Below are 3,765 nucleotides of genomic sequence, written 5' to 3'. Positions count from 1 at the left end.
ACACGCGCCCGGTACCGGCCGGAGGTCGGCCGGCGGCTCCCCGCCCAGCTCGGCGCCGAGCCCGCTCTCGGCGCCCGGCAGCACCTCGCGCACGAGCTGGGCGATGGCGGTGAGGTCGCGCTCGGCCAGGAACCGGCCCACCTCGTCGGGCACGTCCACCGGGCGCCGCACGGTCACCCGGACGCCGCGCTCGTCCACCGTCACCGACGGCGTGGCGAACGAGTGGCTCAGGTCCAGGAAGCGCAGGCCCAGCTCCATGGCCGCCCCGAACGTCGGCGCCGACTGCATGGCGAAGCCGAGCACCCCGAACGTCGTCAGGTGGTACCGCCGGCCGAGCTCGACGGCCGGGACGCCGCGCCGGGTGAGCTCGCGGGCGACGTTGGCCATGACGTCGAGCTCCTGGCGGGCGGTCATCATCGCGTCCGGGTCGCGGCCGTCGACCGGCAGCCGGACGCCGGCGAACACCGCCGCGCGCGGGATGCGCAGGGCGTCGGTCAGGTCCAGCACGGGCTCCAGTCCCGCGGCGGCCCGCGGGAAGTCCCAGCCGGAGCGGGACGGGAGGAGCGCGATCGACATGGCCGTCATTATGCCGACCCTGGCCGCTGACGTGCTCCCCGTCACACTCCGGCCCGCCTAGCCTGCCGAGGGTGAGCACCCCACGAGTCCGAGTCCTGGTCGTCGGCGCCGGCTTCGGCGGCCTGGCCGCCGCCACCGAGCTGCGGCGCACCGGCGTCGCCGACGTGCAGGTGCTGGAGCGGGCCGACGAGGTCGGCGGCGTCTGGCGCGAGAACACCTACCCCGGCGCCGCCTGCGACGTGCCGTCGGCGCTGTACTCGTGGTCGTGGGCGGCCGACCGCCCGTGGCGGCGCCGCTACGCCCCGCAGCCGGAGATCCTCGACTACATCCGCGACACCGCGGCCGAGCACGGGCTGCGCGACCTGGTCCGCACCAAGACGCCGGTGACCGCCGCGCGCTACGACGAGGCGACCCGCACCTGGCAGGTCACCACCGGCACCGGCGAGACGCTCGAGGCCGACGTGGTCGTGTCGGCCGTCGGCCAGCTGTCCGAGCCGGTCGTGCCCGACCTGCCCGGCCGCGACACGTTCGCCGGTCCGGCCTTCCACTCCGCGCAGTGGCGTCACGACGTCGACCTGACCGGCAAGCGCGTCGTGGTCGTCGGCACCGGCGCGAGCGCGATCCAGTTCGTCCCGCAGGTCGCGAAGCAGGCCGCGCACGTCACCGTGCTGCAGCGGTCGGCGCCCTACGTCGTCCCCAAGCCCGACCGTCCGCACGGCCGGGTCCACCACGCGCTGCTGCGCCGGCTGCCGTTCCTGCGCCGGCTCGAGCGCGCCGTCGTCCTGCGGCTGACCGAGCAGCTCAACGCGGCCCTCGGCCAGGACGGGCCGCTGACGACGGTGCTGCACCGCGCCTGGCGGCTGCACCTGCGTCACCAGGTGAAGGACGCCTCGCTGCGCGCCCGGCTCGTGCCGGACTACCCGCTGGGCTGCAAGCGGCTGCTGTTCTCCAACGACTGGTACCCGACGCTCGCCTCGCCCCACGTGGACGTGGTGACCGAGGGCATCGAGGGCGTGGAGCCGGGCGGCGTCCGCACCGCCGACGGCGTCCTGCACGAGGCCGACGTGCTGTTGTGGGGCACCGGCTTCGCGGCCACCGACTTCCTGGCCAGCCTGCGGGTGACCGGCGTCGGCGGCCGCGACCTGCACGAGCAGTGGGCGGACGGGGCCAGCGCCCACCTCGGCGTGGCCGTGCCGGGCTTCCCCGGCTTCTACTGCCTGTACGGCCCGCACACCAACCTCGGCGGCAGCTCGATCCTGGGCATGCTCGAGCCCCAGGCGCGCTACGTCGCCCAGCTCGTGCGCCGGATGGCCGAGCGGCCGGGCACCCGGCTGGACGTGCGGTCCGACGTCGCCGACGCGTTCGAGGACGAGATGCGCACCCGCCTGGCCGGCAGCGTGTGGACCGGGTGCGCCAGCTGGTACCGAGGCAGCGACGGGCACGTCAGCACCAACTGGCCCGGCCGCACGGCCGAGTACGCCCGGCGGCTCGAGTCCGTCCGGTGGTCCGACTACGAGGAGGTTCCCGCGTGAGCGAGACCCGACACGACTACGACGTCCTGGTCATCGGCTCGGGCTTCGGCGGCAGCGTCACGGCGCTGCGGCTGACCGAGAAGGGCTACCGGGTGGGCGTCCTCGAGGCCGGCCGGCGGTTCGCCGACCACGAGCTGGCCACGACCTCCTGGCGGGCGCGCGACTACCTGTTCGCGCCGGCCGCCGGGCTGCTCGGCATCCAGAAGATCACCCTGCTCAAGGACGTCCTGGTGCTCAGCGGGGCGGGCGTCGGCGGCGGCTCGCTGGTGTACGCCAACACGCTGTACGAGCCCAAGGACGGCTTCTTCCGCGACGCCAGCTGGTCCCGCTTCACCGACTGGAAGGCCGAGCTGGCGCCGGCGTACGACCAGGCCAGGCGGATGCTCGGCGTCGAGGCCTATCCGCGCATCACGCCGTCGGACCGGGCCGTGCTCGGCGCCGCGGAGCGGATGGGCGTCGCCGACACGTTCGGCCCCACCGACGTCGGCGTGCTGTTCGGCGAGACCCGCGGCGTCGCCCCCGGCACCACCGTGCCCGACCCGTACTTCGGTGGCGTGGGCCCCGAGCGCACCACCTGCATCCACTGCGGCGACTGCATGACCGGCTGCAACGTCGGGGCCAAGAACACCACGGTCAAGAACTACCTGTACCTGGCCGAGCAGGCCGGCGCCCAGGTGCACGCGCTCACCACGGTGACCGACGTGCGTCCGCTCCCGGGCGGCGGCTACGCCGTGCACACCCGGGGCACGAACAACGTCGCCCGGCACCGCACGAAGGTGTTCACCGCCGACGAGGTGGTGTTCAGCGCCGCGGCCATCGGCACCCAGCGACTGCTGCACCGCCTGCGCGACAACGGGTCGCTGCCGCGCCTGTCGCCGCGGCTGGGCCAGCTCACCCGCACCAACTCCGAGGCCATCCTCGGCGTGCGCACGCACCGGCCGGACGCCGACTACAGCGAGGGCGTCTCGATCACGTCGTCCATCCACCTGGACGACCACACCCACCTCGAGCCGTGCCGCTACGGCCCAGGCAGCAACACCATGGGGCTGCTGATGGCCATGATGGTGGACCCCGTCGCCGGCCGGCGCCGGCTCACGGTGGGCCTGCGCAACATGTGGCGCAACCGGCGCAAGCTGCCCTGGTTCCACGACCCGCGGCGCTGGTCGCAGGAGACCATCCCGCTGCTCATCATGCAGACGTACGACAACTCGCTGTCGACGTTCACGCGCCGCCGGCTCGGCCGGCGGGTCATGACCACCCGCCAGGGCGAGGGCGAGCCGAACCCGACCTGGATCAAGCTCGGCCACGACGCGGCCCGGGCGATCGCCGACATCACGGGCGGCGAGCCGGCGGGCACGTGGCTGGACCTGGTCGACGTCCCGACCACCGGGCACCTGCTCGGCGGCGTGCCGATGGGCGAGGACGCCGACCGCGGCGTCATCGACCCCTACCACCGGGTGCACCACTACCCCGGCCTGCACGTCATCGACGGCTCGGCGGTGTGCGCCAACCTCGGCGTCAACCCGTCGCTGACCATCACGGCCATGGCGGAGCGCGCGGTGTCGCTGTGGCCGAACCGGGGCGAGGCCGACCCGCGGCCCGCCCTGGGCGAGCCGTACCGCCGGCTGCTCCCCGTCGCGCCCCGACGTCCGGCGTG

The 3,765-nt window shown here is 74.5% G+C and carries 3 protein-coding genes; 2 read left to right on the top strand and 1 reads right to left on the bottom strand.

Going from position 1 to position 3,765, the window contains the following annotated elements; genetic code table 11:
* On the bottom strand, nt 1–576 hold a 576-nt coding region (locus AC2W7G_RS11255), incomplete at its 3' end, for an AraC family transcriptional regulator ligand-binding domain-containing protein (protein ID WP_485868508.1).
* 71 nt (nt 577–647) lie between these two features.
* On the opposite strand from AC2W7G_RS11255, the gene AC2W7G_RS11250 reads away from it, so the two are divergent.
* Together AC2W7G_RS11250 and AC2W7G_RS11245 are read left to right on the top strand one after the other, a co-directional pair.
* The gene (locus AC2W7G_RS11250) at nt 648–2,108 is read left to right on the top strand and encodes a flavin-containing monooxygenase (protein ID WP_485868507.1); all 1,461 of its coding nucleotides are present in this window, start codon (nt 648–650) and stop codon (nt 2,106–2,108) included.
* Nucleotides 2,105–3,765: FAD-dependent oxidoreductase (locus AC2W7G_RS11245; RefSeq protein WP_485868506.1), on the top strand; the 1,661-nt coding region annotated here is incomplete at its 3' end. The genes AC2W7G_RS11250 and AC2W7G_RS11245, both read left to right, overlap by 4 nt.

This window comes from Aeromicrobium sp. PFPM2_SD2, from assembly GCF_057364525.1.
The sequence above is the reverse complement of the archived record's forward strand: the minus strand, read 5'-3'. Positions and strand labels throughout refer to the sequence as shown.